Origin of the sequence: Citrobacter sp. S55_ASV_140 (genome assembly GCF_018919505.1) — a bacterium.
GTDB lineage: Bacteria > Pseudomonadota > Gammaproteobacteria > Enterobacterales > Enterobacteriaceae > Citrobacter > Citrobacter werkmanii.
Genome location: NZ_JAHLQZ010000051.1, coordinates 1 through 25,932, shown reverse-complemented (window position 1 = coordinate 25,932; position 25,932 = coordinate 1). Strand labels below are relative to the sequence as shown.

The window sequence follows — 25,932 nt, the reverse complement described above, 5'->3', positions numbered from 1 at the left end:
TTCGAACCAGAAATCCCGCCAAATACCGGCAATATTATCCGTCTTTGCGCCAATACTGGCTTTCGTCTGCATATTATTGAGCCAATGGGCTTTACCTGGGACGACAAGCGCCTGCGTCGCGCAGGCCTGGATTACCATGAATTTACCGCCGTGCTGCGCCACCCTGATTACGCCGCCTTCGTCGCCGCAGAAAACCCGCAGCGTCTGTTTGCCCTGACCACCAAAGGTACGCCAGCGCACAGCGCAGTAAGTTATAAGGATGGGGATTATCTTATGTTTGGCCCGGAAACACGCGGTCTGCCAGCCAGTATCCTCGACGCTCTGCCGGCCGAACAAAAAATTCGTATTCCGATGATGCCGGACAGTCGTAGCATGAACCTGTCAAATGCGGTGTCGGTGGTGGTGTATGAAGCCTGGCGCCAACTGGGATATCCCGGCGCGATATTACGCAGTTAATTTGTGTCGGATGGCGGCTGACGCCTTATCCGGCCTACAAATCCCACGTAGGCCCGGTAAACGCAGCGCCACCGGGCATGGCTCGAAATCAGATGCCATCGCCGTATTCGAACGTATGATGTATCCCGTTGAAATGCTGATCCATATCCATGGACGGCTTATCGCTGTCAGGCTTGCCGACAATGCGTGCCGGGACGCCTGCGGCGGTAGTATGTGGCGGTACGGGTTGTAAAACGACGGAACCCGCGCCAATCTTCGCGCCGCGCCCGACTTCAATGTTGCCGAGAATTTTCGCGCCCGCGCCAATCATCACCCCTTCACGAATTTTTGGATGACGATCGCCGCCCGCTTTACCGGTCCCGCCAAGCGTAACGGATTGCAAAATAGAGACGTCATTTTCAATCACGGCGGTTTCACCCACCACAATACCGGTGGCGTGATCGAGCATAATCCCACGGCCAATTTTTGCCGCCGGATGAATATCTACCTGGAAAGAAACAGATACCTGATTTTGCAGGAAGATTGCCAGCGCCTGACGCCCCTGATGCCATAGCCAGTGGCCGATGCGGTAGGCCTGAAGCGCATGAAAGCCCTTCAGATACAGAAGTGGGGTGGAATATTTGTCGACGGCCGGGTCGCGCGTGCGTACCGCCTGGATATCACAAGCCGCCGAAGCAATCATTTCGGGATCGGCCGCGTAGGCCTCTTCCACAACTTCGCGAATCGCAATGGCAGGCATGATTGGAGACGCGAGCTTATTCGCCAGCATATAGCTCAGCGCGCTACCGAGGTTTTCATGCTTGAGCAGCGTTGCGTGGTAAAAACTGGCCAGCATAGGCTCACATTCCGCCAGTGCCCGGGCTTCTGCTTTAATGTTTTTCCAGACGATATCCAGTTCTTCACACGGCATTGCGTACTCCAGAAGGTAGCAAAACGACCGACCCGTTCTTCGCGGGTCGGGTCGTTATATTCAACAGTTCCTTACAGCTAGTGGCGGCTCAGCTCATCCTTGCGTGCACGGCCTAATAACGTTAATGCTGCCTCGCGCGCGTTTTTTCCGCAATACAATACTTGATAAATTTCCTCGGTTATTGGCATCTCAACACCAAAACGGTGCGCCAATTCACGAACTTCTTTCGTATTACGGTAACCTTCCACTACCTGACCAATCTTGTCCTGCGCGCCCTGCACGTCCATCCCCTGGCCGAGCATCATGCCAAATCGACGGTTGCGCGACTGGTTGTCGGTACAGGTCAGCACCAGATCGCCTAAACCCGCCATCCCCATAAAGGTGGCAGGATCGGCTCCCAGCGCCGCGCCAAGACGCGACATTTCGGTCAGTCCACGGGTGATCAATGCGGTTCGCGCATTGGCGCCAAAACCGATGCCGTCGGACATTCCCGCGCCAATCGCAATGACGTTTTTCACCGCGCCGCCAAGCTGCACGCCAATGAAATCCGGGTTGCTGTAAACGCGAAAGCTTTTGCCGCAGTGCAGCAACTGCTGGAGATCGTCAGCAAAGGTGTCGTCCGTCGAGGCCAGAGAAATCGCCGTCGGCATACCCGCCGCCAGCTCTTTGGCGAACGTCGGGCCGGAGATGACCGCCAGCGGAATAGAATCCCCCAGCGCTTCACGCGCCACATCCTGCAACAGACGCCCTGTTTCCGCTTCCAGACCTTTTGTCGCCCAGACCAGACGCGCATCAGGACGCATCAACGGTTTGATGTTACGCAGCACTTCGCCAAAGACGTGGCTCGGCACCACCACCAGAATATTACGGCTGGCGGCCAGCGCAGTGGCTAAGTCACTTTCCAGGCGCAGCGTGTCGGGAAAAGGCACATCAGGGAGGAACGCGACGTTGCAGCGATCGTGCTCAAGGGTCGCGATATGTTTTGGATCATGGCCCCACAGGACAACCTGATGGCCATTTCTTGCCAGGGTAATGGCAAGAGCGGTGCCGTACGAGCCGGCACCAATCACAGTCATTGAAGCATTACTTTGGTTCATCAGGCATCCTGATGTTCTTCAGTACCTTCGCCAGCCTGCTGCTGTAAATAGTTCATGAACAGCGCATCAAAGTTGACCGGCGCAAGGTTCAGTTGCGGGAACGTACCGCGTGAAACCAGGCTAGTGATGCATTCGCGGGCATACGGGAACAGAATGTTCGGGCAGTATGCGCCGAGGCAATGCGCCATCTGAGTCCCTTCGATACCGCTGATGGAGAAAATACCGCCCTGCTGAACTTCACACAGGAACGCCGTTTCTTCGCCAAGAGCAGCCGTTACGGTGACACGCAGCACGACTTCATACACGTCATCTGCCAGTTGGGTAGATGCGGTATCAAGATCAAGTTTAACCTCTGGCTGCCAATCTTTCTGGAAAACATGCGGTGCATTTGGCGCTTCGAAAGATACATCCTTGGTATAGATACGTTGGATCTGGAAAGCCATTTCAGTGTTATTTTGTTCTGACATGTTTAGAAAACCCTTAGTGTTGTCCTTTAAATACTTTCAGTACGCCTTATCGCAGCAGGGGATCCAGTCCACCACGCGCATCCAACGCATACAAGTCGTCACAACCGCCAATGTGCTGTGCATCAATAAAAATCTGCGGAACCGTCGTACGGCCACTGCGTTTGATCATCTCTTCACGCTTTACGGCATCGCCGTCAATCGGAAGTTCCTGGAAACTCACACCCTTGCTGTTCAACAGCGCTTTTGCGCGATGGCAAAACGGGCAGGTTGCTTTGGTGTAGATCTCAATATTGGCCATGACTTATCTCCAGTGTTCTTTTTACCCTGCGGCATGAAAGAAGACGGGTAAATTACTTGCCGCGAACCAGTGGCAGATTCTCACCACTCCAGCCCGCTACGCCGTCTTTCAGTACGGATACCTGCTCAAAACCGGCTTTAATCAGCGCAGTTGCTGAATCCTGGCACTGCATGCCTGAACCATCAACCACAATCACAGGTTTGTTTTTGTGTTTTTCAAGCTCGCCAAAATTGTTGGCTTTGATTTCGCTCGGCAGCAGGTTAGTGGAGCCTGCGATATGGCCTTTGCGGAAGTCGTCGCGCTGGCGTAAATCCACAACAACGGCGTCTTCTTTATTGATGAGACGTGTAGCTTCGCCGCGAGTAATCACCTTCACTTTTGAGGTCAGGCTCTTAAACGTGGTAAATAATACAGCCGCCAGTAACGCAATCCAGGCGATACTCAAGACAGGGTGGCGACTAACAAATTGCATAATTTCTTGCATGGGGGGTAACAACTCCCGACTAGTGATTAAAAAAAACCAGGAAAGGAGTATACCTGCGCGTTGGCGCAAATACAGCCAGAGCGTGCATTGGATTGCATTTTTGCGGGGCGCTACGGAAAAAAAAAATGTAAATCGGTGTTCCCCCTGGCACGCGATCCCCCATTATTTGATCTTCGGGGGCTACTTTATCGATTCAGCTGTAGTAAAATTACGCAATTATTTTTTATCTATGAGTGTGAGGTTGTCGCAATGTCGGTTTCTAAAAAACCTATGGTACTGGTGATTCTGGATGGCTACGGCTATCGCGAAGACAGCCAGGATAACGCCATTTTTACTGCTAAAACCCCGGTAATGGATGCGCTGTGGGCAAAACGTCCGCATACCCTGATTGATGCGTCTGGTCTGGAAGTCGGCCTGCCCGATCGCCAGATGGGCAACTCCGAAGTGGGTCACGTCAACCTGGGCGCGGGCCGTATCGTGTATCAGGACCTTACCCGTCTGGATGTCGAAATCAAAGAGCGTACGTTCTTCGCTAACCCGGTGCTGACCCACGCGGTCGACCAGGCAAAAAATGCCGGAAAAGCGGTACATATCATGGGTCTGCTCTCTGCTGGCGGCGTTCACAGCCACGAAGATCACATCATGGCGATGGTAGAACTGGCCGCTGAACGCGGTGCGGAAAAAATCTATCTGCACGCTTTCCTTGATGGCCGTGATACCCCGCCGCGCAGCGCTGAACATTCACTGCAGAAATTCGAAGAGAAATTTGCCGCGCTGGGCAAAGGTCGCGTAGCCTCCATCATCGGTCGTTACTACGCTATGGACCGCGACAACCGTTGGGATCGCGTAGAACAGGCTTACGATCTGATGACGCTGGCGAAGGGCGAGTTCCAGTTCGCTACGGCGGTTGAAGGCCTGCAGGCCGCTTATGCCCGCGACGAGAACGACGAATTCGTCAAAGCGACCGTGATCCGTGCCGAAGGTCAGGTAGAAGCCGCTATGGAAGACGGCGATACGCTGATTTTCATGAACTTCCGTGCTGACCGTGCGCGTGAAATCACTCGCGCATTCGTTAACGCTGACTTCGATGGCTTCGCCCGTAAGAAAGTCGTTAACCTCAACTTTGTGATGCTGACGGAATACGCGGCCGACATCAAAACTGCGGTGGCTTACCCACCAGCATCTTTGGCCAACACCTTCGGCGAGTGGATGGCGAAGAACGAAAAAACGCAGCTGCGTATTTCCGAAACCGAAAAATATGCGCACGTAACCTTCTTCTTCAACGGCGGCGTAGAAGAGCCGTTCACAGGCGAAGACCGTATCCTGATCAACTCGCCGAAAGTCGCGACCTACGATCTGCAGCCGGAAATGAGCTCTGCTGAACTGACCGAGAAGCTGGTTGCAGCGATTGAGAGCGGTAAATACGACACCATCATTTGTAACTACCCGAACGGCGACATGGTTGGCCACACCGGCGTGATGGATGCAGCGGTTAAAGCGGTTGAAGCGCTGGACCATTGCGTTGAGCAGGTAGCGAAAGCCGTTGAATCCGTTGGCGGACAATTGCTGATCACCGCAGACCACGGTAACGCAGAGCAAATGCGCGATCCGTCTACTGGCCAGGCGCATACCGCGCATACCAACCTGCCGGTTCCGCTGATTTATGTCGGTGGTAAAAACGTTAAAGCGGTCGAAGGCGGTAAACTTTCAGATATCGCCCCAACGATGCTGACGCTGATGGGTATGGAAATCCCGCAAGAGATGACTGGTAAGCCGCTGTTCATCGTGGAATAATCCCTCCCCATGAGGGGAAAGGCGATTAATACCATCACTCGGGCCGTGAAACTGCCAAAGTTTTCAGTCAGGCCCTTGTTCTACGCCAGCGCGCTTAGCGCTGGCGTATTGCTGTGCGCCTTTTCCGCCCACGCGGACGAACGCGATCAGCTCAAATCGATTCAGGCCGATATCGCGGCAAAAGAACGCGCGGTACGCCAACAGCAACAACAACGTTCCACTCTCCTCGCTCAGCTTAAAGCTCAGGAGCAGGCCATCGCCGTCGCCGCAAGGCAACTGCGCGAAACGCAAAACTCACTGGCACAGCTGAACGCACAAATCGCTGAGATGAACGCCGCGCTCGCGAAGCTGGAAAAACAGCGGGCAGCGCAAGAGCGCAGCCTGGCAGCCCAGTTAGACGCCGCGTTTCGCCAGGGTGAACACACCGGTCTTCAGCTCATCCTTAGCGGCGAAGAAAGCCAGCGCGGACAGCGTCTGCAGGCCTATTTCGGCTACCTGAACCAGGCGCGGCAAGAAACTATCGCGCAGCTGAAACAAACCCGCGAAGAGGTCGACTCACAAAAAGCCGAGCTGGAAGATAAGCAGAGCGAACAGCAGACCCTGCTGTACGAACAACGCGCTCAGCAGGCTAAGCTGGAGCAGGCGCGTAACGAACGTCAGAAAACACTGTCGGGTCTGGAGTCATCGATTCAACAGGGCCAGCAGCAACTGGGCGAAATGCGCGCTAACGAATCCCGTCTACGCAACAGCATTGCTCGCGCTGAAGCCGCGGCCAAAGCGCGCGCGGAACGTGAAGCGCGCGAGGCGCAGGCCGTACGTGATAAGCAGAAGGATGCGTCACGAAAAGGCTCGACCTACAAGCCGACCGAAAGCGAAAAATCACTGATGTCCCGTACCGGCGGCCTGGGATCGCCGCGCGGCCAGGCATTCTGGCCTGTTCGCGGCCCAACGCTGCATCGTTATGGCGAACAACTGCAAGGTGAGCTACGTTGGAAGGGTATGGTTATTGGCGCATCCGAAGGCACCGAAGTTAAAGCCATTGCCGATGGTCGCGTCATTCTGGCGGACTGGTTGCAGGGCTATGGTCTGGTCGTCGTGGTTGAGCACGGTAAAGGCGATATGAGCCTGTACGGTTATAACCAGAGCGCGTTGGTCAGCGTCGGTACGCAGGTTCGCGCCGGGCAGCCTATTGCGCTTGTGGGTAGCAGCGGCGGTCAGGGCAGGCCGGCACTCTATTTCGAAATTCGTCGCCAGGGTCAGGCGGTCAATCCACAGCCGTGGTTGGGAAGATAAGTTTTGCCTCAATTTCGTCGTCTATTACTCTCTCTTGCCAGCGTGCTGGCCTTCGTAACACCTGTTTTTGCTGGCAAACTCGCCATCGTTATTGATGATTTCGGCTATCGTCCACAAACTGAAAATCAGGTACTGGCGATGCCTTCCACCATCTCCGTTGCCGTTTTACCCAATGCTCCACATGCGCGTGAAATGGCGATTAAAGCGCATAACAGTGGACATGAGGTGTTGATCCATCTGCCGATGGCGCCACTGAGCAAACAACCGTTAGAGAAAGATACTTTGCGCCCGGAAATGAGCAGCGAAGAGATTGAACGCATTATTCGCGACGCGGTAAGCAAAGTGCCGAATGCCGTGGGGCTGAACAACCATATGGGCAGTGCGATGACTTCCAGCTTGTTTGGCATGCAGAAGGTGATGCAGGCGCTGGAACGTTACGATCTCTACTTTCTGGACAGCATGACCATCGGCAACAGCCAGGCCATGCGCGCAGCGTCAGGAACCGGTGTGAAGGTCATCAAACGCAAAGTCTTCCTGGATGACACGCAAAATGAAGCTGACATTCGTCGTCAGTTTACTCGCGCCGTCGATCTTGCGCGTCGCAACGGCTCAGCGATCGCCATTGGACACCCTCATCCTTCCACGGTGCGAGTATTACAGCAGATGCTTTATAATCTGCCAGCCGATATTACGCTGGTTCGTCCGAGCAGCCTGCTCAATGAACCGCAGGTCGATACCTCCAGACCTAACCTCACGCAACCGAATAACGGCGCACCGCGTAATCCTTTCCGCGGTGTAAAATTGTGCAAACCGAAACAGCCGTTAGAACCCATTTACGCCAGTCGATACTTCACCGTACTCGGTGAAAGCATCGCCCAAAGCACGCTGGTGCAGTATATGCGCCTGCAGTGGCAGGGCTGGCAATAATCAGTCGTTAAGATCCAACGTTAAATGGGCCAGGCGGCGCGGCGTCAGTGATTTATCGCGCCACTGGCTAAAGCGGATGGCCCACAGCAGCACCTGATAACCCAGCTTAACGCTGCAGATATTACTTAGCATCCGTTTGAACATACCCGACACAAATACTTCAGCAATCATACGCTGGCGGATTTTTTCGTCCGGCTCTTTACGTATGCAATGACAAACGCGTAGCGCTTCGTAAATCACTTGCTGTTTGAATTCCGGGTAAATGGGAATGCGCCCGGCGTACTCATGATTCATTTTGTCGAGCAGGCGGGTAATCTTGATGTAGTGACGCTGATAGGCGAGGTTTTTCAGCCCGGTGCGCGGCAGTCGGCTCACGGATGCGCCGTGCAGGAAGTATTTGTACAATGGGACTTCCGTGTAGCGTGCGCGTTTCGCATTAAACATAAACTCCGTGGTCCAGATGATATCCTGGTGATGCAGGCCAGACAGGAAGGTCAGCCTTGCGTCGCGGATGGTCTGATGACGGTAAACGCCCATCCAGACAACGTGCCGCCACCGACGACTGGCTAACGCTTTGCGTAACCAATCTGGCCCGGTCATCACGCCGGTAGAACGAATTCGATCGGTAGGAATAGATGTCCAGGTTTTACCCGTCTCGGCAATACACCAATCAGCGTTGCATTGCGCAACATCCAGATTGTCCTTCAACGCCATCTTCATCAACGTTTCATACATTTCCGGATAAGCAATATCATCACCGTCAACATAAGCGATGTACTCGCCCCTGGCGACTTCCATGCCGGTATTACGCGCCGCTGAGACTCCCCCGTTCTGCTGATGCAGTAGATGAACGTGCGGATAACGATCCGCATACGCCTGTGCGAGCTGCGCAGAGTTATCCGTAGAGCCATCATTAACAATGATGATCTCCAGATTTTTCCACGTTTGCGCAATCAGCGAATCCATACACGCAATGAATGGTTCACCCGTATTGTAAAGCGGCATAATGACGCTCAATAGGCCGGGGGTATAGGTCATATCAAATCCTGCCAAACAGTATAATTAACGGCAATTTCTAACATATTTAGCGGTAATTCTTCAGAGAAAATTTCTCAAACCTTTAGCGGAAAATGCGCCTGACGAATGAGCGCAGCAAACAAAAAAATCCCCGGAGAGTTAACGATAGTCAACATCCGGGGACGGCATGCAGAATCCACTACGTGGATACGGTTAATCCCAGCTCAGGATCACTTTCCCTGACTGCCCTGAACGCATCGCGTCAAAGCCTTGCTGGAATTCATCGATGGAGAATCGATGGGTGATAATTGGCGACAAATCCAGACCAGACTGAATCAGAGCGGCCATTTTGTACCAGGTTTCAAACATCTCACGACCGTAGATACCTTTAATAAACAGCCCCTTAAAGATAACTTTAGTCCAGTCGATGGACATATCAGATGGCGGAATACCCAGCATAGCAATACGGCCACCGTGGTTCATGGTATCCAGCATAGCGCGAAACGCTGGCGGCGCGCCGGACATCTCCAGGCCTACATCAAACCCTTCGGTCATGCCCAGCTCAGCCATCACGTCGGTCAGATTCTCTTTCGATACGTTGACCGCGCGGGTGATACCCATTTTGCGTGCCAGCTCAAGGCGATACTCATTCACGTCGGTGATCACCACGTGGCGTGCGCCAACGTGCTTCGCAACCGCCGCCGCCATAATACCGATTGGACCCGCGCCGGATACCAGCACATCTTCTCCCACCAGATCGAACGACAGCGCCGTGTGCACCGCATTACCGAACGGATCGAAGATGGACGCCAGATCATCGGAGATATTGTCCGGGATTTTAAACGCGTTAAATGCCGGGATCACCAGGTATTGTGCAAAACAACCAGGACGGTTTACACCGACACCGGTCGTATTGCGACACAGGTGCGTACGCCCACCGCGGCAGTTACGGCAATGCCCACAGGTGATATGACCTTCGCCAGAAACGCGATCGCCGATTTTAAAGCCTTTAACTTCCTGACCAATGCCAACAACTTCGCCGACATATTCATGCCCCACGACCATCGGAACCGGGATGGTTTTTTGCGACCAGTCATCCCAGTTATAAATGTGAACGTCAGTCCCGCAGATGGCTGTTTTACGGATTTTAATCAGCAAATCGTTATGGCCGACTTCCGGTTCAGGAACGTCGGTCATCCAAATGCCCTCTTCCGCTTTCAGTTTGGATAACGCTTTCATTTCACATCCTCAGGCAATAACGCCCAGTTGTTTACCAATGCGTGTGAACGCCTCAACAGCACGCGTAATCTGCTCAGGGGTATGCGCTGCAGACATCTGAGTACGGATACGCGCCTGGCCTTTTGGAACCACTGGATAGAAGAATCCAGTAACGTAAATCCCCTCTTTTTGCAGCTCACGGGCAAACTCCTGCGCCACCACCGCATCACCCAGCATAACCGGGATAATCGCGTGGTCCGCACCGGCTAAGGTAAAGCCTGCGGCAGACATTTGCTCGCGGAACTGGCGCGCGTTCGCCCACAGGCGATCGCGTAGTTCGCTACCTTGCTCGACCATTTCCAGCACTTTAATGGAAGCAGCCACAATCGCCGGAGCCAGTGAGTTGGAGAACAGATAAGGGCGGGAACGCTGACGCAGCCACTCAACGACCTCTTTACGGGCCGCGGTGTAACCACCGGATGCGCCGCCGAGCGCTTTACCCAGCGTACCGGTAATGATGTCCACACGGCCCATCACGTCACAGTATTCATGAGAGCCACGACCATTTTCGCCGACAAAGCCGACCGCATGGGAGTCATCAACCATGACCAGCGCATCGTACTTGTCCGCCAGATCGCAGACGCCTTTCAGGTTCGCAATCACGCCATCCATAGAGAACACGCCATCGGTGGCGATCAGGATATGACGAGCCCCCGCTTCGCGCGCCTCTTTCAGACGCGCTTCCAGCTCGACCATGTCGTTGTTGGCGTAACGGAAACGCTTCGCTTTACACAGACGAACGCCATCAATGATTGAAGCATGGTTCAGGGCATCGGAGATGATCGCGTCTTCTGCGCCCAACAGCGTTTCAAACAGACCGCCGTTGGCGTCAAAGCAGGAAGAGTAAAGGATGGCATCTTCCATACCAAGGAAAGCCGCCAGTTTTTGCTCCAGTTGCTTATGGCTGTCCTGGGTACCGCAAATAAAGCGTACCGAAGCCATACCAAACCCGTGAGAATCCATACCCGCTTTTGCCGCGGCAATCAGTTCCGGGTGGTTAGCCAGTCCCAGATAGTTGTTCGCACAAAAGTTAATAACGTGGCTTCCATCTGCCACGGTGATATCCGCCTGCTGGGCAGATGTAATAATGCGCTCTTCTTTAAACAATCCTTCCGCACGTGCGGTTTCGAGATCGTTGGTTAACTGTTTGTAAAAATCCCCACGCATTTCAATTCTCCAGACTGGGCAAATTTCAGCACATATTACCCAAAGCTATACATTGATACGAGATGACGCATCATCACTTCTTCAAAATGAAGCATAAATCACGCGTACCCGCACAGCTTATCGGTGAATGGCTGAAGCCTGGACCATGTAGTGATATGATAGAAGTATTCGTGTCTGAGATTGTCTCTGACTCCATAATTCGAAGGTTACATTTATGATCATCGTTACCGGCGGCGCGGGCTTTATCGGCAGCAACATCGTTAAGTCCCTGAATGATAAAGGCATCACCGATATTCTGGTGGTGGACAACCTGAAAGACGGCACTAAATTTGTTAACCTGGTGGACCTGAATATTGCTGACTACATGGATAAGGAAGACTTCCTGATCCAGATTATGGCTGGCGAAGATTTCGGCGATATCGAAGCGATTTTCCACGAAGGCGCATGCTCTTCCACCACCGAGTGGGATGGCAAGTATATGATGGATAACAATTATCAATACTCCAAAGAGCTGCTGCACTACTGCCTTGAGCGCGAAATTCCGTTCCTGTACGCCTCTTCCGCCGCGACTTACGGCGGTCGTACGTCTGATTTCATCGAATCCCGTGAATATGAGAAACCGCTGAACGTCTATGGCTACTCAAAATTCCTGTTCGACGAATACGTGCGTCAGATCCTGCCAGAAGCCAACTCTCAGATTGTTGGCTTCCGCTATTTCAACGTCTACGGACCGCGTGAAGGCCACAAAGGCAGCATGGCAAGCGTCGCTTTCCACCTCAATACCCAGCTTAACAATGGCGAAACACCAAAACTGTTCGAAGGCAGTGAAAACTTCAAACGTGATTTCGTTTACGTTGGTGATGTGGCGGCGGTAAATCTGTGGTTCCTCGAAAACGGGGTATCCGGCATCTTTAACCTCGGCACCGGTCGCGCGGAATCTTTCCAGGCCGTTGCCGATGCAACGCTGGCGTACCATAAAAAAGGCAGCATTGAGTACATTCCATTCCCGGAAAAACTGAAAGGCCGCTACCAGGCATTTACTCAGGCAGATCTGACTAACCTGCGCGCAGCGGGCTATGACAAGCCGTTTAAGACCGTTGCCGAAGGCGTAACGGAATATATGGCCTGGCTGAACCGCGACGCGTAAGAAGTTAGCATGAAAATACTGGTGATCGGCCCGTCATGGGTGGGCGACATGATGATGTCGCAAAGTCTCTATCGCACGCTCAAGGCGCGCTATCCCCAGGCGATAATCGACGTGATGGCACCGGCGTGGTGCCGTCCGCTGCTGTCGCGTATGCCTGAAGTCAACGAAGCCATCGCCATGCCGCTGGGACACGGCGCGCTGGAGATCGGCGAGCGCCGTAAGCTCGGTCATAGTCTGCGTGAAAGACGCTATGATCGCGCCTGGGTGCTGCCGAATTCTTTTAAATCCGCTCTGGTGCCGTTTTTTGCTGGCATCCCCCATCGTACCGGCTGGCGTGGCGAGATGCGCTACGGCCTGCTAAACGATGCGCGCGTGCTGGATAAAGAAGCATGGCCGTTGATGGTCGAGCGCTATGTGGCTCTGGCCTATGATAAAGGCGTGATGCTGACGGCCAAAGATTTGCCGCAGCCTCTGCTATGGCCGCAGTTGCAGGTCAGCGAAGGTGAAAAATCCCTGACCTGTAGTCAGTTCTCTCTTTCTGCCGAACGCCCCATCATCGGTTTTTGCCCTGGTGCGGAATTTGGTCCGGCGAAACGCTGGCCGCATTACCACTATGCGGAACTGGCGAAACAATTAATCGATGAAGGCCATCAGATTGTGTTGTTTGGCTCTGCAAAAGACCACGAAGCCGGAAATGAGATCCTCGCTACGCTGAGCCTTGAACAGCAGGCCTGGTGCCGCAATCTGGCGGGTGAGACACAGCTGGAGCAGGCAGTCATTCTTCTCGCTGCCTGCAAAGCGGTTGTCACCAATGATTCTGGATTAATGCACGTTGCCGCCGCGTTGAATCGACCTCTGGTAGCATTATATGGCCCAAGTAGTCCGGACTTTACCCCGCCGTTGTCGCACAAAGCGCGAGTCGTCCGCCTGATTACGGGCTACCACAAAGTGCGTAAAGGCGATGCAGCAGAAGGCTATCATCAGAGCCTGATCGACATTACTCCTCAGCGCGTACTGGAAGAACTTAATGACCTGTTGTTACAAGAGGAAGCCTGACGGATGCGGGTTCTGATCGTTAAAACATCGTCTATGGGCGATGTGCTGCATACGTTGCCCGCATTAACCGATGCGCAGCAGGCCATACCGGATATTCACTTTGACTGGGTGGTGGAAGAAGGGTTCGCTCAGATCCCCTCCTGGCATTCGGCCGTTGACCGCGTGATTCCGGTAGCGATCCGCCGCTGGCGTAAAGCGTGGTTTTCAGCGCCGATTAAAGCTGAGCGTAAAACGTTCCGCGATGCGGTCCGTTTACTGCAGTATGACGCGATAATTGATGCGCAGGGGTTGGTAAAAAGCGCAGCGCTGGTTACTCGTCTGGCTCACGGGATCAAGCATGGTATGGACTGGAGCACGGCCCGTGAACCGCTGGCGAGCCTGTTTTATAATCGCAAGCATCATATTGCCAAACAACAGCATGCCGTAGAACGTACGCGTGAATTGTTTGCGAAAAGTCTGGGATATAACAAACCGCTATCGCAGGGTGATTACGCTATCGCTCAGCATTTTTTGACAGAAGTAAATGCTGATGCAGGGCAATATGCGGTGTTTCTGCATGCCACGACCCGTGATGATAAGCACTGGCCGGAAGCCAACTGGCGGGAGCTGATTGGCCTGTTAAACAATGCAGGCATACGCATTAAACTGCCCTGGGGAGCCGCGCATGAAGAAGCGCGTGCCAGGCGACTGGCGGAAGGGTTCCCTTACGTTGATGTCCTGCCACGAATGAGTCTGGAAGAGGTCGCCCGAGTCCTCGCAGGGGCCAAATTTGTAGTATCGGTTGATACAGGCCTAAGCCATTTAACCGCCGCATTGGATCGCCCAAATATTACGCTGTATGGCCCAACTGATCCGGGACTGATTGGGGGATATGGGAAAAACCAATATACACAACAGAGTCATTCCGGAAAATTGCAGGATCTGCATGCTAGTTTAGTCAACGCATCGCTGGTTGATAATAATTTGCTTTAACTTTAAGAGATGAACCATGCTTCAGCAACACATGTTTTCTCGCTTTATATATAGTATAAAAAATAATCCATTCGATTTTGTATACTGCTTATTTTATGCCGGGATACTTGCTACTCTCGGGATGGTGCTGGTCAATCCAGATGAAGCGCTGAAGATATTTATTTTCTCCACGGCTCTGTCTCTGCCTCTTATAGGAAAAAACTTAAAGTATGTATGCAGTGAGAAAAAGAATCTGGTTTTGCCTTTTATGTTGCTGCTCTTCGGTTTGCTCCAGATTATTTGGGTAGAAATATTTAAACAACCAGGCTCGGCCTTTACCGGAGCCTACCGCTCATATCAGAACGGTGGCAAAGTGATGCTGTTTACCGCGCTGGTGATGACCGCGCTAACATCGCGAGCACCGTGTGCCAATAAAACCCGCATAACCAGTATCTGGGTGATTCTTACGGCAATCGGTTTGTATCTTTTCGCGGGATATGAACTTGTGAATCAGCCTGATTTATTAAGCTATCGTTTGGCACTCGGATTTGAACACCAAACTGGTACAGCTTATGCACTAACATTGATTGGCTTATTGGCATCTCAGGCCATCATCAACCTGCGTATTAAACATACCGTTTCACTGTATCTGTTACATTTTTTGATATCGCTGGCGGTGATCATAACCACGCAAACTCGGGCGGCTATTTTGGTATACCCGATTCTGAGTATCGGCCTGTTTCTCATGCGCTATCGTCATAACCGGGCCATGTTGATCAAAGCGTTATTGGGCTTCGTGATACTGGTTGGGTTAGCGTCAATTCCGCTTAAATCAATTATTGAAAATCGTTACCAGAACATGATGGTCGATTTGCATTCCTACAGTCAGAACAATAGTAATACCTCTATTGGCGCGCGGCTTGCAATGCAACGAGCAGGTATTGAGTCAGGGAAAGTACATCTCGAGGGGCAATCACTTGAACAACGTGGTGCAGAAATTCAGCAACTTGCTGTGCAAGATACCTCGCTACAAGGGGCGCTTGAGTTCCTTAACGTTCACCTGCATAACGAAATCGTTGATACCTTTTCGCTAAAGGGCATACCCGGAGTTGTTGTGCTACTCTTGCTCTATACCGCTATGTTTTTAAGAACTTACTGGCAACGTAGTCCTCTGTTGTTTGTCATTTCAGGCGCTATCGCTATCTATGGCCTGAGTGATTTATTATTATATGCCAAAGGTGAAGCCTTGAGCAGCGTACTGGCGTTATGCGTAGCAGTAATGCTGAGTTCGAATTCCGACGAGAGAACAATGCCATGATTAACGCTTCAGGTTATTTGCTGAGCATAATTATTCCCACTTATAACAATGCTGAACTCATCACAGCGACGTTGGCGTCTATCCATCAGAGCATTACTGATGAAGTGGAGGTAATAATTGTGAATGATGGCTCAACAGATTTAACGGAAGAGCGTATCAAGGCATTTTATAGTGAGCATAGCTGCAACAACGTTAAATATATAAATCATAAGAATCAAGGGGTTGCAATCACCCGTAACGTTGGGCTTGCCCATGCAACAGGAAAGTATATTGGTTTTATCGACAGCGATGACATTGTCTGTAAGGATTATTTCACGATTCTCCTCCCTAAACTGAGGGAGGAAAAATATGATATCGTGGAATTCAACTTAACCAGGGATATCAACAATCTGTATCAGAATAAACCTGCTGCAAAGCAGGCTTTAGCCGAACACGAAATTATTTTGGCTGATGATAACTATGCTCCCCTGTTGCCAACTTTCCGTGCCGGGCAATGGCATCTTATGACAAAAATCTTTCACCGCGACATTATTGGCAACGATCGATTCGAAGAACATCGTCGATATGAAGACATGATTTTTTGTCCCTTTCAATACTTTAAGTGTCATTGCATATTAAAGATAGAAAATAAATTATATTACTATCGGGTAAATGAAAAAAGCATTACCGAAAACATTATTGATAGCGATGCGGACAGCATCTTCTTTGCTATGCGAAAAATGTATAACTATGTGAATAAAAATAACGAAAAACGTACTGTCGCCACATTAATGATCATCAATTGTTTTCTGGAAGGCCGCAAACTTTTACGTAAAAAGAAAGGCTACTATCGTTATAACGAAAGTATGTTAAATGATATTCAGAATGCACTTGCATGCTGCGATACCAAAATCGTTAAAAACAAAATAATCCTTAAGATGAAATATCCGCATATCGACCGATCAATTTCTGAAATAAGATACAAGATACTATCTGCATGCAAAAATTTATTGTTTCGAAAGGGATTTTAACATGTTTGATAAAGTCGACCGTGTTCTTATTTGCAAGCTCAAATTTTATGGTGATGTTCTATTAACAACACCTGTCATTGCCAGCATTCAGGCTCGTTATCCTCATGCTAAAATCGATCTGCTTCTTTATAAAGATACAAAATCAATTTTGGCAGCAAATGAAAGTATTAATGAGTTTTATCTCATTGAGAAAAAGAAAGGCCTTTTAGATACAGTAAAAAATTATCTTTCAGTGCGCCAACAGCTGAAAAAAAACCACTACGACCTGATCGTTAATTTAACCGAGCAGTGGCCGATTGGCGCTCTTATTGCCTCATTACGTCGCCCCTCAATTGCATTTGAGCGTGATAAGAAACAATGGAACAAGCTTTTTTCACGGGTTACACCGCTGACCGGTACGCACATAGTTGAACAAAATCTCTCCATTCTAAAAGGTATTGGGTTTAGCGAGGACGATCTGAAAAAAGAGATGTCACTGCACTACCGCCGGGATGATTACCACTATTTGGTTTCCCAACTTCCGGCATTACCTTCACAAAAATATGTCGTTATTCAACCTACTGCCAGACAAGAATTCAAATGTTGGGATGATGATAAATTTGCCCATGTGATTGACTATCTGCATCAGCGCGGCCTGCATGTTTACCTAACCTGTGGGCCAGCAGTGAGTGAACAACAGCAAGTCCAGCGTATTGCTGAACAGTGTCAATCATCACCTGACCTGACACTGGCAGGCAAAACAACCTTCCTGCAATTGGCCGCGTTGATCGACCATGCGGTTCTTTACATCGGGGTCGATTCTGCGCCTATGCATATGGCGGCAGCATTAGGAACACCACAGGTTTGCCTGTTTGGGGCAACCAATTATCAGCAATGGAGACCATGGTCAGATAATGCTGTTTTGATTTGGGCTGGCGATTACCATCCCATGCCTCCCAGAGATGAACTCGACAGGTCAAAAAAATATTTAACATGGATACCGGAGCAAGCCGTGATTGACGCTATCGATAGGGTACTTCATGATAGTGGCAATAATAAAGGCAATGAGAAAGCATAGATGGACAACAAAAAAAACGTTATTAATATTGCTTACTGTACAGATGCCAATTATCTGGAATATGTAGCAGTGTCCATTATGTCTGTCATAATGAACAACCCTGGACAAGACTTGTCATTTTTCGTTTTTGTCTATGACGTCTCAGACGACGAAATCAATAAACTGCGCGCAACCAGCGATAAAATTCAGGTTATCAATATTGATAAAGAAGAGATTGAGAAATATAACAATGACTTTGCAATCAAACACCTGAACCGTTCAACCTATATGCGCCTTGCCGTTCCGCGCTTACTAAAAGATAAAGTTGAGTACTTTATCTATTTAGATGCAGACACTCTGTGTTTCGATAAACTCAATGATATTAACAATATTGATATCAGTAACGTCATTTGCGCAGTCAGCCACGACTCGCTCGATATCCATGATACAAAAAATGCCAAACGCTTGGGTCTCAGTACGGGTCATTACTTCAATGCTGGTTTTTTGTATATTAATATCGCGAATTGGATTAAATTCGACATCGAAAACAAAGCAAATACTGTTCTATTTGAACAAGGAAAAACTCTACCTTACTTTGATCAAGATGCTCTGAATATTGCAATGGATGGCAACGTAAAATTTATTGATAATCGATGGAATTTTTTGTTTAACTGGTTTAACGACCAACAAAAAGAGAGTTTCTTCTATCAAAAAGATATCCTGCCACGCATTATCCATTTCACCGGTGGACGAAAGCCATGGTATAAAGAACACACTGGGCTTTCACAGCAACTGTATCTTTTCTACCATCATTTCACACCATGGCAGAACACAGAAATGCGCTCTTATGCTCCACGAATGAGACCTACTGATTATCGGGTTTACTCACGCCAGGAAGCCAAAAGGGGAAATTACTGCGCCTCTATCAAATGGTATCTGAAATATCTCAAGACAAAACTACGCTAAATAAAAAACTCCCTTTCGGGAGTTTTTTTACTTACTTTGTAACTTTGCACGTAAATAGCCGATATAGCTAATTACTGAAGCGAAATACTTTCCTTGTAGCCTTTCATGCCGTGATTTCTTTTTGTATTGCTTTGGTGTTCTGGCTGGTAACAAAGGAACATCAGCCCATGGAGAAGACTTCCACGCTTCAACAAAATACTGTGCTGAAGGATAGTTAGCCCATGAATTCCATGGCTTGGTAACGCCTATATAATGAATCAAAATGGTTTCAGGCGTTATAAACTCTTTATATTTTGAAATATCTTTGCTCTTAAGCTCTTGTTTAATACCATATATTGCATCATAAATTCGTGGTAAGAAAATAGTTTTCCCCAAAAACATGATATTCAAAACATCCTGGTCAAGAAACGCAAATTTCTTAGTTTTATCTAACAGAGTAGAAAATGCTTTAGAGAAAAATTGTTGTTCCTTCCATTCCTTTAAATTAGCAAAAATAACCCCAGCATTAAAATATTGCTCATTAAACTCTGGAACATTAAGACGAGTAGCGGCATATGAGCGACTATCATCAACATCCTGGATAACAGCAGCAACATGATGCTCAAAATGGATATTCGTTAAATCAATCAACGAACCCTTACATACCACATCGGCATCAATATAGAGCAAACTATCGATTTTTTCACTAAGATATTCAAATGCAATAAATCTAAAATAAGTCGCATGAGACCAGGCATTTCCACATGGCAAGACCTTTAGTCCTTCAGCATTCATTACATAGACAGTTATATTAGTAGCAAATTTTTTTGCTAGTTTTTCAAGCCGTTGTCGATAATCTGAATCAATATAATCAGTAAAAAGGTGAAAATGAATGCTGATATCTTGATTATGTAGTAAAACGGACGACATCGAAACTGCCGCTCCGAACATAAAATTCTGATCAACCCCCCATGCAATATTCAGCTGCGGGGTATGATCTGTTGGAGCACCAAAGATCTCAATGGTATCCTTGATAGACTGATGACAATCAAAATTCATGTACTACACCTTTTTTATGCTATCTGAAAGTTATCTGCACAACAGACTAGTGCGACCGTGCATTATGTAGTTTATTTTTTATATACATAACATGACTTAGCACAGAACGGATATATTTTCGCTGCACTCTTTCATGTCGTGACTTACGCTTATACAACTTGGCTGTGTTTGCGTTTAACAGAGACTTTTCCGCCCATGCGGATTTCTGATATGCATCAATAAAAAACTTAGCCACCGGGTATTTAGCCCATGAATGCCATGGTTTAGTGACGCCCACATAGTGAATTAATACCGTATCATCGGTAATGAAATCCTGATAAATCTTATCGTTTTTATTTTTGAGCTCCTGATCAACGCCATAAATGCAGTTAAAGTCTCTTCTCAGAAAAATAACATTCCCAACAAACAAAATATTGAGTACGTCCTGATCGAAATAAAGCAATTCTTTTTGGCGTTTGTCTAATATAGAAAATGCTTTAGTTAACAACTGCTGCTCACGCCATACTTCGAGATTCGCAAATACAACACCAGAATTAAAATACCCATTACTCAGTTCAGGGATACCGAGTCTGGTACCGGATTTAATTCGCACTTCATCAACATCATTAATGACAGCACCATATTCCCCACAGAAATTAATCTCAGTAAGTTCCCGTAGAGAACCTTTACAAATGACATCGGCATCCAGATACAGTACCGAGCTTAATTCGGTGCTTAAATATTCAAATGCAAAGTAACGATAGTACATTGCATAAGTCCAGGCTTTCGTGCTCGGCAGTTCACGAAATGCCGCATTATCGAAAACAAGGACAGTCACGGTCGTACTGTACATTTGTGTCAGTCGTTTTATGCTTTCCAGATAGTCGTCATCAATATAGTCAGTGGCGATATAAAAATGGATATCAATATCAGGATTATTCACTAATACTGAGGTCATAGAAATGCCAGATCCAAACAAAAAATTACGATCAACACCATACGCAACGCTTAATTTTTTACTCTTGTCATGCGTAGAGCTGTCGATGATATGTTTTTGAATGATCAACTTCTGGAAATCGATGTTCATAATAAAATAGCCTCAAACTTCATGTGTAATTTATAGCGCTTTTCTTATTGTTCTTTGTCTTATTTTTTGCGCTTTTGTGACAGCCTGTTCAAACAACCTGACTTCCTGACGAAAGATTTCACGTAATGGCATCGAAAAATAGACACGTAAAAAACGGTAGATATCTCTGGACGTTAGACCAATTTCCAGTGAGGAGAAATAGAGCCCGATCAAATCCTTATCCCGCCAGCGGCGTGGTACCTGCTGACGTATTTGAGCACGATGTAGATCAATCACAGAGAGTTTGATATCCGCAACATCTGCTGGCATCGGCTGTTGGAGCAGGAAGTGGCAAATATAACAATCCCGATGATTTACCCCACCTCGATGCATTTTACCCACCATTTCCGCCACGCGGGTAATAATGGTCCGTTTTAATACAAAATCGGGCCGTTCAACTCCCCAGTTGGCGCAAAAATCTTCAAGACTGATGGCAGGAGAAAGATCCTCGGTGATAATAAATGAGGTTCGCTCTAACGGATTCAGCCCTTTCTGTCCAAAAGCAACCCCCGTCATTGTATCCACATTCAGTGCTTGCAAACGGTGAATCGCCAGCCATTCCCGGTCCGCGCCAAGCACAGGCATGCGCAGAGAAATAAGGTTTTTCACCACTTCTTTAAGCGTGGTCCCATGATGATATTTAAGAAAGTAACCTTTTCCCATCATCTCAAAACGCAGGGTACGCCGAGTTTCCAGAGCGCGAAAAACCTCGCCATCCAGCTTAGTGACTTCCGTGAACGGGTCTTTTCCTTGCCATTGCGTGGCAAATGGTTCTTTCAATTCAATCATTTTCGAGACCTAAAATGATATCTGCAGCTTTATCTGCCAGACTGTAGAGATCTTCTGTATCAGCAAAATGTCGCGCATTTCCAGCCCAACGACTTCTCTGCTCATTATTTTGCAGCGCATCGAAAAGCGCTGTATTCAAATTTTCCTGCGCAAAAGGTTCAGGAATCACCACGCCGCATCGGGCGGCAGTGATATAACCTGCGTAGCCACATACCTCAGTAGTTAATACTGGCAGCCCGGCTACTACGGCTTCTAGCAAGACAATACCAGCGGCTTCCTGAACTGCCGGGTGAAGCAATAAATCAGCAGCGGACATCAATTCAGCGACATCATCTCGCCCCGAGAAGAATTGCACATGCTTTTCAATACCCAATTGGCGGGCCAGAGCACGATAACGATCGGCCTTATCCTGACCAACAACCATCAACTGAGTACGGTGACGTATAGTCTCAGGTAAAGAAGCCAACGCGTGTAAGCTTCTTGGCACACCTTTACGCTTGAAATCTGATCCGACCTGCAGAAGCAGAAACTGATCGAGAGCAATACCATTCTTTTCTCTGACAATCTGCCTGCTGTTTTCAGGTTGCAGGCTGTATTTTCTGTCTGGGTAGATACCTGGCGGCAGAATACGAAAACGCTGGCTCTCGGTATGATAATGCTGTTTGAAATCACCGATTTGCTTATCGGTTAACATCAAAAGCGTGGTACCGGAACCTTGTTGAAACGTCGCTTTTTCAAATGCAGAGTAGTGCCGATACCGACGCGTCAACTTATAGAAGAAGCCCTTCTCGCGGGCGACCTTTTCCGCATAGCAAACGTCGGCGGCGTAATACACATCCAACCCAGGCATTTTATTAAAACCAACGATACGATCGACGGGATGCTGACTTAAATAATTCTGAACCCACTGATAATATTGCTCGTTTTTCCCATGATTAGTTCTGGCTGTGACGGGTACGAGTATAATTTCGAGTCCTTCCGGACGTTCGCCCTGCCATGACTGGGTAAACACCTGGACATGATGACCTCGCGCAGCAACCGTGAGCGCTACTCGCAGAAAATCACGCTGTAGCCCACCATAGGGGAAATACTTGTACAAACAAAAAGCAATATTCATGCATTAATATCCGCATCGCGTCGCCAGGCATAGCAGGTCTGATACATCCAAAGTTTACCGCCCATGTTTTCGAAACGTTTCTGCCGGCTAGCTACCTGAAATTGCGCAGTAGTATATCATTTATTACCACGCATTCCGAAACGAATATTTTTTGAACAAAATAAAGAAATAAATCATTAAAAACAAAAAGATATAAAATTAACGCATTCACCTTAAAACACGCGCCGCACAAGACGTTAAGCCGCGTCAGTACGTTCATAGGCATTTTTAAAAATGCCGCCGATTAAAACAGTGCCGCGACGATTCCATCGTTTTGCGGCGACCTGGATAAAAATGATGGTAAAGCCATAGTTAAATACATAGAATCCCCAGCACATTCATAAGTTAGCTACCATTATGCTCGAATTGCTTTACACCGCCCTTTTCTACCTTATTCAGCCTTTGATCTGGATACGGCTTTGGGTGCGCGGACGTAAGGCTCCGGCCTACCGTAAACGCTGGGGTGAACGCTACGGTTTTTACCGCCGTCCGCTAAAACCAGGCGGCATCATGCTTCACTCAGTTTCTGTGGGCGAAACGCTGGCAGCTATTCCATTAGTCCGTGCTCTGCGACATCGTTATCCCGACTTGCCGATCACGGTAACCACCATGACGCCAACCGGCTCTGAGCGCGTACAATCCGCGTTTGGTACTGACGTTCAGCACATTTATCTGCCATACGATTTACCGGATGCTTTGAACCGTTTCCTGAATAAAGTTGACCCCAAGCTGGTGTTAATCATGGAAACCGAGCTGTGGCCAAATCTGATCGCGGCACTCCATAAACGCGGTATTCCTCTGGTCATCGCCAACGCACGGCTTTCTGCGCGTTCAGCCGCTGGCTACGCAAAATTAGGCAAATTTGTTGGTAAGCTACTGCGTCGAATTACGTTGATTGCCGCACAGAACGAAGAAGATGGCGCGCGTTTTATTACCCTTGGCGCCAGGAGCAATCAGGTCACCGTCACCGGCAGCCTGAAGTTTGATATTTCCGTCACGCCACAGTTGGCCGCCAAAGCGATTACGTTGCGTCGTCAATGGGCGCCTCATCGCCCGGTGTGGATTGCAACCAGCACGCACGATGGTGAAGAAAGCATTATCATTGCAGCCCACCAGGCGTTATTAAATCAGTTTCCTAATCTTTTGCTGATCCTGGTTCCCAGACATCCTGAGCGATTCCCGGATGCCATTAACCTCGTACGCCAGGCTGGGCTAAGCTATACCACACGCTCTTCTGGCGAAGTTCCATCCTCAGATACTCAGGTCGTTATCGGCGACACCATGGGCGAGCTGATGTTGCTTTACGGCATTGCTGACCTTGCTTTTGTCGGTGGTTCACTGGTTGAACGTGGCGGACACAACCCACTGGAAGCCGCGGCACACGCCATTCCGGTACTGATGGGGCCACATACCTTTAATTTTAAAGATATTTGTGCTCGTCTCGAACAGGCAAGCGGATTGATCACCGTCACCGACGCAACCACGCTGGTGAAAGAGGTCTCTTCTTTACTGACCGATGCCGATTATCGTAATTTTTATGGCCGTCATGCAGTTGAAGTCCTGTATCAAAATCAGGGCGCGCTACAGCGCCTGCTGCAGCTGCTGGAACCTTATCTGCCACCCAAAACGCATTGAGGCAAATCATGCAAAAACGGGCGATTTATCCAGGAACCTTTGATCCCATAACTAACGGCCATCTTGATATCGTGACGCGTGCGACCAGCATGTTCGATCACGTGATCCTGGCGATTGCCGCAAGTCCCAGTAAAAAACCGATGTTTACCCTTGAAGAACGCGTCGAACTGGCGCAACAGGCAACGGCGCATCTCGGCAATGTGGAAGTTCTGGGATTCAGCGACTTAATGGCAAACTTTGCCCGTGATAATCAGGCTAACATTCTGATCCGTGGCCTGCGCGCGGTAGCAGATTTTGAGTATGAAATGCAGTTGGCCCACATGAACCGCCACCTGATGCCGCAACTGGAAAGCGTCTTTCTGATGCCGTCTAAAGAGTGGTCATTTATCTCATCGTCACTGGTGAAAGAAGTCGCCCGCCACCAGGGAGATGTGACGCACTTTCTGCCGGAAAACGTCCATCAGGCGTTAATGAGTAAACTAAAGTAATACGTCTGGCCGGATAAGACATACAGCTTATCCGGCCAGCAACGAATGTTATTTCTGACAGCGACGGCAGTAGAACGTCGTACGCTGGGCGTGTTTTGTCGCAATGATCGGCGCGCCGCATACGCGACAGGGTTCGCCTTCTCTCCCATAGACCTGCAGTTCCTGGGCAAAATAGCCCGGCTTACCGTCGCTTTGCAGGAAGTCCTTCAGCGTCGTTCCACCCTGTTCGATCGAACGCAGCAAAACCGCCTTAATGACGCGCACCAGTAGTTCGCACTCATCCTGCGACAAAGATGACGCCAGACGATCAGGATGGATACCCGCTGCAAACAGCGACTCGCTGGCATAGATATTACCTACCCCCACCACCAGCTTGTTATCCATCAGCCAGGGTTTAATCGCGGTTTTCTTCTTCGCGCATTTCTGCTGCAGATAACTGGCGTTGAAATCGTCGCTCAGTGGCTCTGGTCCAAGATGAGCGAGAACATTATGCCCATCGAGCTCTGTCGTCCACAGCCAGGCGCCAAAACGGCGAGGATCGGTATAGCGCAGAACTTTGCCGTTACTCATCACTAAGTCGACGTGGTCATGCTTTTCTGCCGGAAGCTCTTCAGGAAGGATACGCAAACTACCCGACATCCCCAGATGAATGATAATCCAACCATCCGACAGTTCCAGCAACAGGTATTTCGCGCGCCGCTGTACGCTGAGAACGGGTTTATCACTCAACCGGTAGATTTCCTCGGATACTGGCCAACGCAAACGACCGTTACGCACAGTCGCGTGCATAATCGTTGCCCCAACCAGATGCGGCTCAATACCACGGCGGCTGGTTTCGACTTCAGGTAATTCAGGCATAGTATCTCCGGCGATGTATCAGGTCACATTAATATGGGGACGGCCAGAAAACAAAAAACCCCGCCGAAGCGAGGTTTTTTATTACATCAAAGCGAGAATTACTTGATTTTCGCTTCTTTGTAGAGAACGTGCTGACGGACAACTGGATCGAATTTTTTCAGTTCCAGTTTTTCCGGCTTAGTACGTTTGTT

General features: G+C 49.1%; 27 protein-coding genes. 13 read left to right on the top strand and 14 right to left on the bottom strand.

Annotated elements, in window-relative coordinates; all coding sequences use genetic code 11:
- Positions 1 to 456: tRNA (uridine(34)/cytosine(34)/5-carboxymethylaminomethyluridine(34)-2'-O)-methyltransferase TrmL (gene trmL, locus KQJ18_RS10515; protein ID WP_216421926.1), on the top strand; the 456-nt coding region annotated here is incomplete at its 5' end.
- 88 nt (positions 457 to 544) lie between these two features.
- Here the strand turns inward: trmL and cysE are convergent.
- The 5 genes from cysE to KQJ18_RS10490 form a co-directional block, all read right to left on the bottom strand.
- Entirely contained in the window at positions 545 to 1,366 is an 822-nt protein-coding gene (gene cysE, locus KQJ18_RS10510; protein ID WP_016154965.1) for a serine O-acetyltransferase, read from the bottom strand.
- A 77-nt stretch (positions 1,367 to 1,443) separates the two neighbouring features.
- Positions 1,444 to 2,463, bottom strand: a complete 1,020-nt coding sequence (gene gpsA, locus KQJ18_RS10505; protein ID WP_008786462.1) for an NAD(P)H-dependent glycerol-3-phosphate dehydrogenase — start codon at positions 2,461 to 2,463, stop codon at positions 1,444 to 1,446.
- Positions 2,463 to 2,930 (bottom strand): protein-export chaperone SecB, encoded by a 468-nt coding sequence (gene secB, locus KQJ18_RS10500; protein ID WP_038635313.1) that lies wholly within the window; start codon positions 2,928 to 2,930, stop codon positions 2,463 to 2,465. The genes gpsA and secB overlap by 1 nt, the downstream gene beginning before the upstream one ends.
- 46 nt (positions 2,931 to 2,976) lie before the next feature.
- Entirely contained in the window at positions 2,977 to 3,228 is a 252-nt protein-coding gene (gene grxC / locus KQJ18_RS10495) for a glutaredoxin 3 (protein WP_003024152.1), read from the bottom strand.
- A 52-nt stretch (positions 3,229 to 3,280) separates the two neighbouring features.
- Positions 3,281 to 3,712: a rhodanese-like domain-containing protein gene (locus tag KQJ18_RS10490; protein ID WP_003024148.1), complete on the bottom strand. Its 432-nt coding sequence runs from the start codon at positions 3,710 to 3,712 to the stop codon at positions 3,281 to 3,283.
- Between the two features lie 249 nt (positions 3,713 to 3,961).
- Here KQJ18_RS10490 and gpmM point away from each other — a divergent pair, with 249 nt between their 5' ends.
- From gpmM to KQJ18_RS10475, 3 genes are read left to right on the top strand one after another with little or no spacing between them, the layout of a single operon-like run.
- Positions 3,962 to 5,506 carry a 2,3-bisphosphoglycerate-independent phosphoglycerate mutase gene (gpmM, locus tag KQJ18_RS10485; protein ID WP_216421924.1) on the top strand — a complete coding sequence of 515 codons (1,545 nt, stop codon included), beginning with the start codon at positions 3,962 to 3,964 and terminating at the stop codon, positions 5,504 to 5,506.
- A gap of 33 nt (positions 5,507 to 5,539) precedes the next feature.
- Positions 5,540 to 6,799, top strand: a complete 1,260-nt coding sequence (envC, locus tag KQJ18_RS10480; RefSeq protein ID WP_233638112.1) for a murein hydrolase activator EnvC — start codon at positions 5,540 to 5,542, stop codon at positions 6,797 to 6,799.
- 3 nt (positions 6,800 to 6,802) lie between these two features.
- Entirely contained in the window at positions 6,803 to 7,726 is a 924-nt protein-coding gene (locus tag KQJ18_RS10475) for a divergent polysaccharide deacetylase family protein (RefSeq protein WP_069323716.1), read from the top strand.
- On the opposite strand, the gene KQJ18_RS10470 is transcribed toward KQJ18_RS10475, so the two are convergent.
- The 3 genes from KQJ18_RS10470 to kbl form a co-directional block, all read right to left on the bottom strand.
- Complete coding sequence (locus KQJ18_RS10470; protein WP_150344414.1) at positions 7,727 to 8,764, bottom strand: glycosyltransferase; 1,038 nt, start codon at positions 8,762 to 8,764, stop codon at positions 7,727 to 7,729. It lies immediately after the preceding gene.
- Positions 8,765 to 8,956: 192 nt separating this feature from the next.
- A complete protein-coding gene (gene tdh, locus KQJ18_RS10465) occupies positions 8,957 to 9,982 on the bottom strand; it encodes an L-threonine 3-dehydrogenase (RefSeq protein ID WP_069323715.1) in 1,026 nt (341 codons plus the stop codon).
- Positions 9,983 to 9,991: 9 nt separating this feature from the next.
- Positions 9,992 to 11,188 (bottom strand): glycine C-acetyltransferase, encoded by a 1,197-nt coding sequence (gene kbl, locus KQJ18_RS10460; RefSeq protein ID WP_087857212.1) that lies wholly within the window; start codon positions 11,186 to 11,188, stop codon positions 9,992 to 9,994.
- A 214-nt stretch (positions 11,189 to 11,402) separates the two neighbouring features.
- Here kbl and rfaD point away from each other — a divergent pair, with 214 nt between their 5' ends.
- From rfaD to KQJ18_RS10425, 7 genes are read left to right on the top strand one after another with little or no spacing between them, the layout of a single operon-like run.
- Positions 11,403 to 12,335, top strand: a complete 933-nt coding sequence (rfaD, locus tag KQJ18_RS10455) for an ADP-glyceromanno-heptose 6-epimerase (protein ID WP_003827312.1) — start codon at positions 11,403 to 11,405, stop codon at positions 12,333 to 12,335.
- 9 nt (positions 12,336 to 12,344) lie between these two features.
- Entirely contained in the window at positions 12,345 to 13,391 is a 1,047-nt protein-coding gene (gene rfaF / locus KQJ18_RS10450; protein WP_038635335.1) for an ADP-heptose--LPS heptosyltransferase RfaF, read from the top strand.
- Between the two features lie 3 nt (positions 13,392 to 13,394).
- Positions 13,395 to 14,363, top strand: coding sequence for a lipopolysaccharide heptosyltransferase RfaC (rfaC, locus tag KQJ18_RS10445; protein ID WP_216421922.1), 969 nt, complete (start codon positions 13,395 to 13,397; stop codon positions 14,361 to 14,363).
- Positions 14,364 to 14,379: 16 nt separating this feature from the next.
- Positions 14,380 to 15,660 (top strand): O-antigen ligase family protein, encoded by a 1,281-nt coding sequence (locus tag KQJ18_RS10440; protein WP_216421920.1) that lies wholly within the window; start codon positions 14,380 to 14,382, stop codon positions 15,658 to 15,660.
- On the top strand, positions 15,657 to 16,670 hold the full coding sequence (locus tag KQJ18_RS10435) for a glycosyltransferase family 2 protein (RefSeq protein ID WP_216421919.1): 1,014 nt from the start codon (positions 15,657 to 15,659) through the stop codon (positions 16,668 to 16,670). Before KQJ18_RS10440 ends, KQJ18_RS10435 begins: the two co-directional genes overlap by 4 nt.
- A 1-nt stretch (position 16,671) precedes the next feature.
- Positions 16,672 to 17,727: a lipopolysaccharide core heptosyltransferase RfaQ gene (rfaQ, locus tag KQJ18_RS10430; protein ID WP_216421918.1), complete on the top strand. Its 1,056-nt coding sequence runs from the start codon at positions 16,672 to 16,674 to the stop codon at positions 17,725 to 17,727.
- Positions 17,728 to 18,672, top strand: a complete 945-nt coding sequence (locus KQJ18_RS10425) for a glycosyltransferase (protein ID WP_216421917.1) — start codon at positions 17,728 to 17,730, stop codon at positions 18,670 to 18,672.
- 27 nt (positions 18,673 to 18,699) lie between these two features.
- Here KQJ18_RS10425 and KQJ18_RS10420 read toward each other — a convergent pair whose 3' ends face one another.
- From KQJ18_RS10420 to KQJ18_RS10405, 4 genes are read right to left on the bottom strand one after another with little or no spacing between them, the layout of a single operon-like run.
- Positions 18,700 to 19,710 carry a glycosyltransferase gene (locus tag KQJ18_RS10420; RefSeq protein WP_150344419.1) on the bottom strand — a complete coding sequence of 337 codons (1,011 nt, stop codon included), beginning with the start codon at positions 19,708 to 19,710 and terminating at the stop codon, positions 18,700 to 18,702.
- Between the two features lie 46 nt (positions 19,711 to 19,756).
- Entirely contained in the window at positions 19,757 to 20,776 is a 1,020-nt protein-coding gene (locus tag KQJ18_RS10415; RefSeq protein WP_087857219.1) for a glycosyltransferase, read from the bottom strand.
- Between the two features lie 30 nt (positions 20,777 to 20,806).
- The gene (gene rfaP / locus KQJ18_RS10410; protein WP_038635354.1) at positions 20,807 to 21,604 is read right to left on the bottom strand and encodes a lipopolysaccharide core heptose(I) kinase RfaP; all 798 of its coding nucleotides are present in this window, start codon (positions 21,602 to 21,604) and stop codon (positions 20,807 to 20,809) included.
- On the bottom strand, positions 21,597 to 22,721 hold the full coding sequence (locus KQJ18_RS10405; RefSeq protein ID WP_069323707.1) for a glycosyltransferase family 4 protein: 1,125 nt from the start codon (positions 22,719 to 22,721) through the stop codon (positions 21,597 to 21,599). The genes rfaP and KQJ18_RS10405 overlap by 8 nt, the downstream gene beginning before the upstream one ends.
- A 396-nt stretch (positions 22,722 to 23,117) precedes the next feature.
- Here KQJ18_RS10405 and waaA point away from each other — a divergent pair, with 396 nt between their 5' ends.
- Positions 23,118 to 24,395, top strand: a complete 1,278-nt coding sequence (waaA, locus tag KQJ18_RS10400; RefSeq protein ID WP_069323706.1) for a lipid IV(A) 3-deoxy-D-manno-octulosonic acid transferase — start codon at positions 23,118 to 23,120, stop codon at positions 24,393 to 24,395.
- Between the two features lie 8 nt (positions 24,396 to 24,403).
- Complete coding sequence (gene coaD, locus KQJ18_RS10395) at positions 24,404 to 24,883, top strand: pantetheine-phosphate adenylyltransferase (RefSeq protein WP_003024099.1); 480 nt, start codon at positions 24,404 to 24,406, stop codon at positions 24,881 to 24,883.
- Positions 24,884 to 24,931: 48 nt separating this feature from the next.
- On the opposite strand, the gene mutM is transcribed toward coaD, so the two are convergent.
- Complete coding sequence (gene mutM / locus KQJ18_RS10390; protein WP_038635364.1) at positions 24,932 to 25,741, bottom strand: bifunctional DNA-formamidopyrimidine glycosylase/DNA-(apurinic or apyrimidinic site) lyase; 810 nt, start codon at positions 25,739 to 25,741, stop codon at positions 24,932 to 24,934.
- Positions 25,742 to 25,839: 98 nt separating this feature from the next.
- Positions 25,840 to 25,932: 50S ribosomal protein L33 (gene rpmG, locus KQJ18_RS10385; RefSeq protein WP_216421928.1), on the bottom strand; the 93-nt coding region annotated here is incomplete at its 5' end.

What these genes read in the sequence shown, in the direction of transcription:
- KQJ18_RS10435 (WP_216421919.1), top strand. Translation starts at nt 15,657, where the DNA reads ATGATTAACGCTTCAGGTTATTTGCTGAGCATAATTATTCCCACTTAT.
- rfaP (WP_038635354.1), bottom strand. Translation starts at nt 21,604, where the DNA reads ATGATTGAATTGAAAGAACCATTTGCCACGCAATGGCAAGGAAAAGAC.
- mutM (WP_038635364.1), bottom strand. Translation starts at nt 25,741, where the DNA reads ATGCCTGAATTACCTGAAGTCGAAACCAGCCGCCGTGGTATTGAGCCG.
- gpmM (WP_216421924.1), top strand. Translation starts at nt 3,962, where the DNA reads ATGTCGGTTTCTAAAAAACCTATGGTACTGGTGATTCTGGATGGCTAC.
- KQJ18_RS10425 (WP_216421917.1), top strand. Translation starts at nt 17,728, where the DNA reads ATGGACAACAAAAAAAACGTTATTAATATTGCTTACTGTACAGATGCC.
- gpsA (WP_008786462.1), bottom strand. Translation starts at nt 2,463, where the DNA reads ATGAACCAAAGTAATGCTTCAATGACTGTGATTGGTGCCGGCTCGTAC.
- KQJ18_RS10470 (WP_150344414.1), bottom strand. Translation starts at nt 8,764, where the DNA reads ATGACCTATACCCCCGGCCTATTGAGCGTCATTATGCCGCTTTACAAT.
- KQJ18_RS10420 (WP_150344419.1), bottom strand. Translation starts at nt 19,710, where the DNA reads ATGAATTTTGATTGTCATCAGTCTATCAAGGATACCATTGAGATCTTT.
- secB (WP_038635313.1), bottom strand. Translation starts at nt 2,930, where the DNA reads ATGTCAGAACAAAATAACACTGAAATGGCTTTCCAGATCCAACGTATC.
- cysE (WP_016154965.1), bottom strand. Translation starts at nt 1,366, where the DNA reads ATGCCGTGTGAAGAACTGGATATCGTCTGGAAAAACATTAAAGCAGAA.
- tdh (WP_069323715.1), bottom strand. Translation starts at nt 9,982, where the DNA reads ATGAAAGCGTTATCCAAACTGAAAGCGGAAGAGGGCATTTGGATGACC.
- KQJ18_RS10405 (WP_069323707.1), bottom strand. Translation starts at nt 22,721, where the DNA reads ATGAATATTGCTTTTTGTTTGTACAAGTATTTCCCCTATGGTGGGCTA.
- waaA (WP_069323706.1), top strand. Translation starts at nt 23,118, where the DNA reads ATGCTCGAATTGCTTTACACCGCCCTTTTCTACCTTATTCAGCCTTTG.
- rfaC (WP_216421922.1), top strand. Translation starts at nt 13,395, where the DNA reads ATGCGGGTTCTGATCGTTAAAACATCGTCTATGGGCGATGTGCTGCAT.
- rfaQ (WP_216421918.1), top strand. Translation starts at nt 16,672, where the DNA reads ATGTTTGATAAAGTCGACCGTGTTCTTATTTGCAAGCTCAAATTTTAT.
- kbl (WP_087857212.1), bottom strand. Translation starts at nt 11,188, where the DNA reads ATGCGTGGGGATTTTTACAAACAGTTAACCAACGATCTCGAAACCGCA.
- KQJ18_RS10415 (WP_087857219.1), bottom strand. Translation starts at nt 20,776, where the DNA reads ATGAACATCGATTTCCAGAAGTTGATCATTCAAAAACATATCATCGAC.
- KQJ18_RS10490 (WP_003024148.1), bottom strand. Translation starts at nt 3,712, where the DNA reads ATGCAAGAAATTATGCAATTTGTTAGTCGCCACCCTGTCTTGAGTATC.
- rfaF (WP_038635335.1), top strand. Translation starts at nt 12,345, where the DNA reads ATGAAAATACTGGTGATCGGCCCGTCATGGGTGGGCGACATGATGATG.
- coaD (WP_003024099.1), top strand. Translation starts at nt 24,404, where the DNA reads ATGCAAAAACGGGCGATTTATCCAGGAACCTTTGATCCCATAACTAAC.
- KQJ18_RS10440 (WP_216421920.1), top strand. Translation starts at nt 14,380, where the DNA reads ATGCTTCAGCAACACATGTTTTCTCGCTTTATATATAGTATAAAAAAT.
- grxC (WP_003024152.1), bottom strand. Translation starts at nt 3,228, where the DNA reads ATGGCCAATATTGAGATCTACACCAAAGCAACCTGCCCGTTTTGCCAT.
- rfaD (WP_003827312.1), top strand. Translation starts at nt 11,403, where the DNA reads ATGATCATCGTTACCGGCGGCGCGGGCTTTATCGGCAGCAACATCGTT.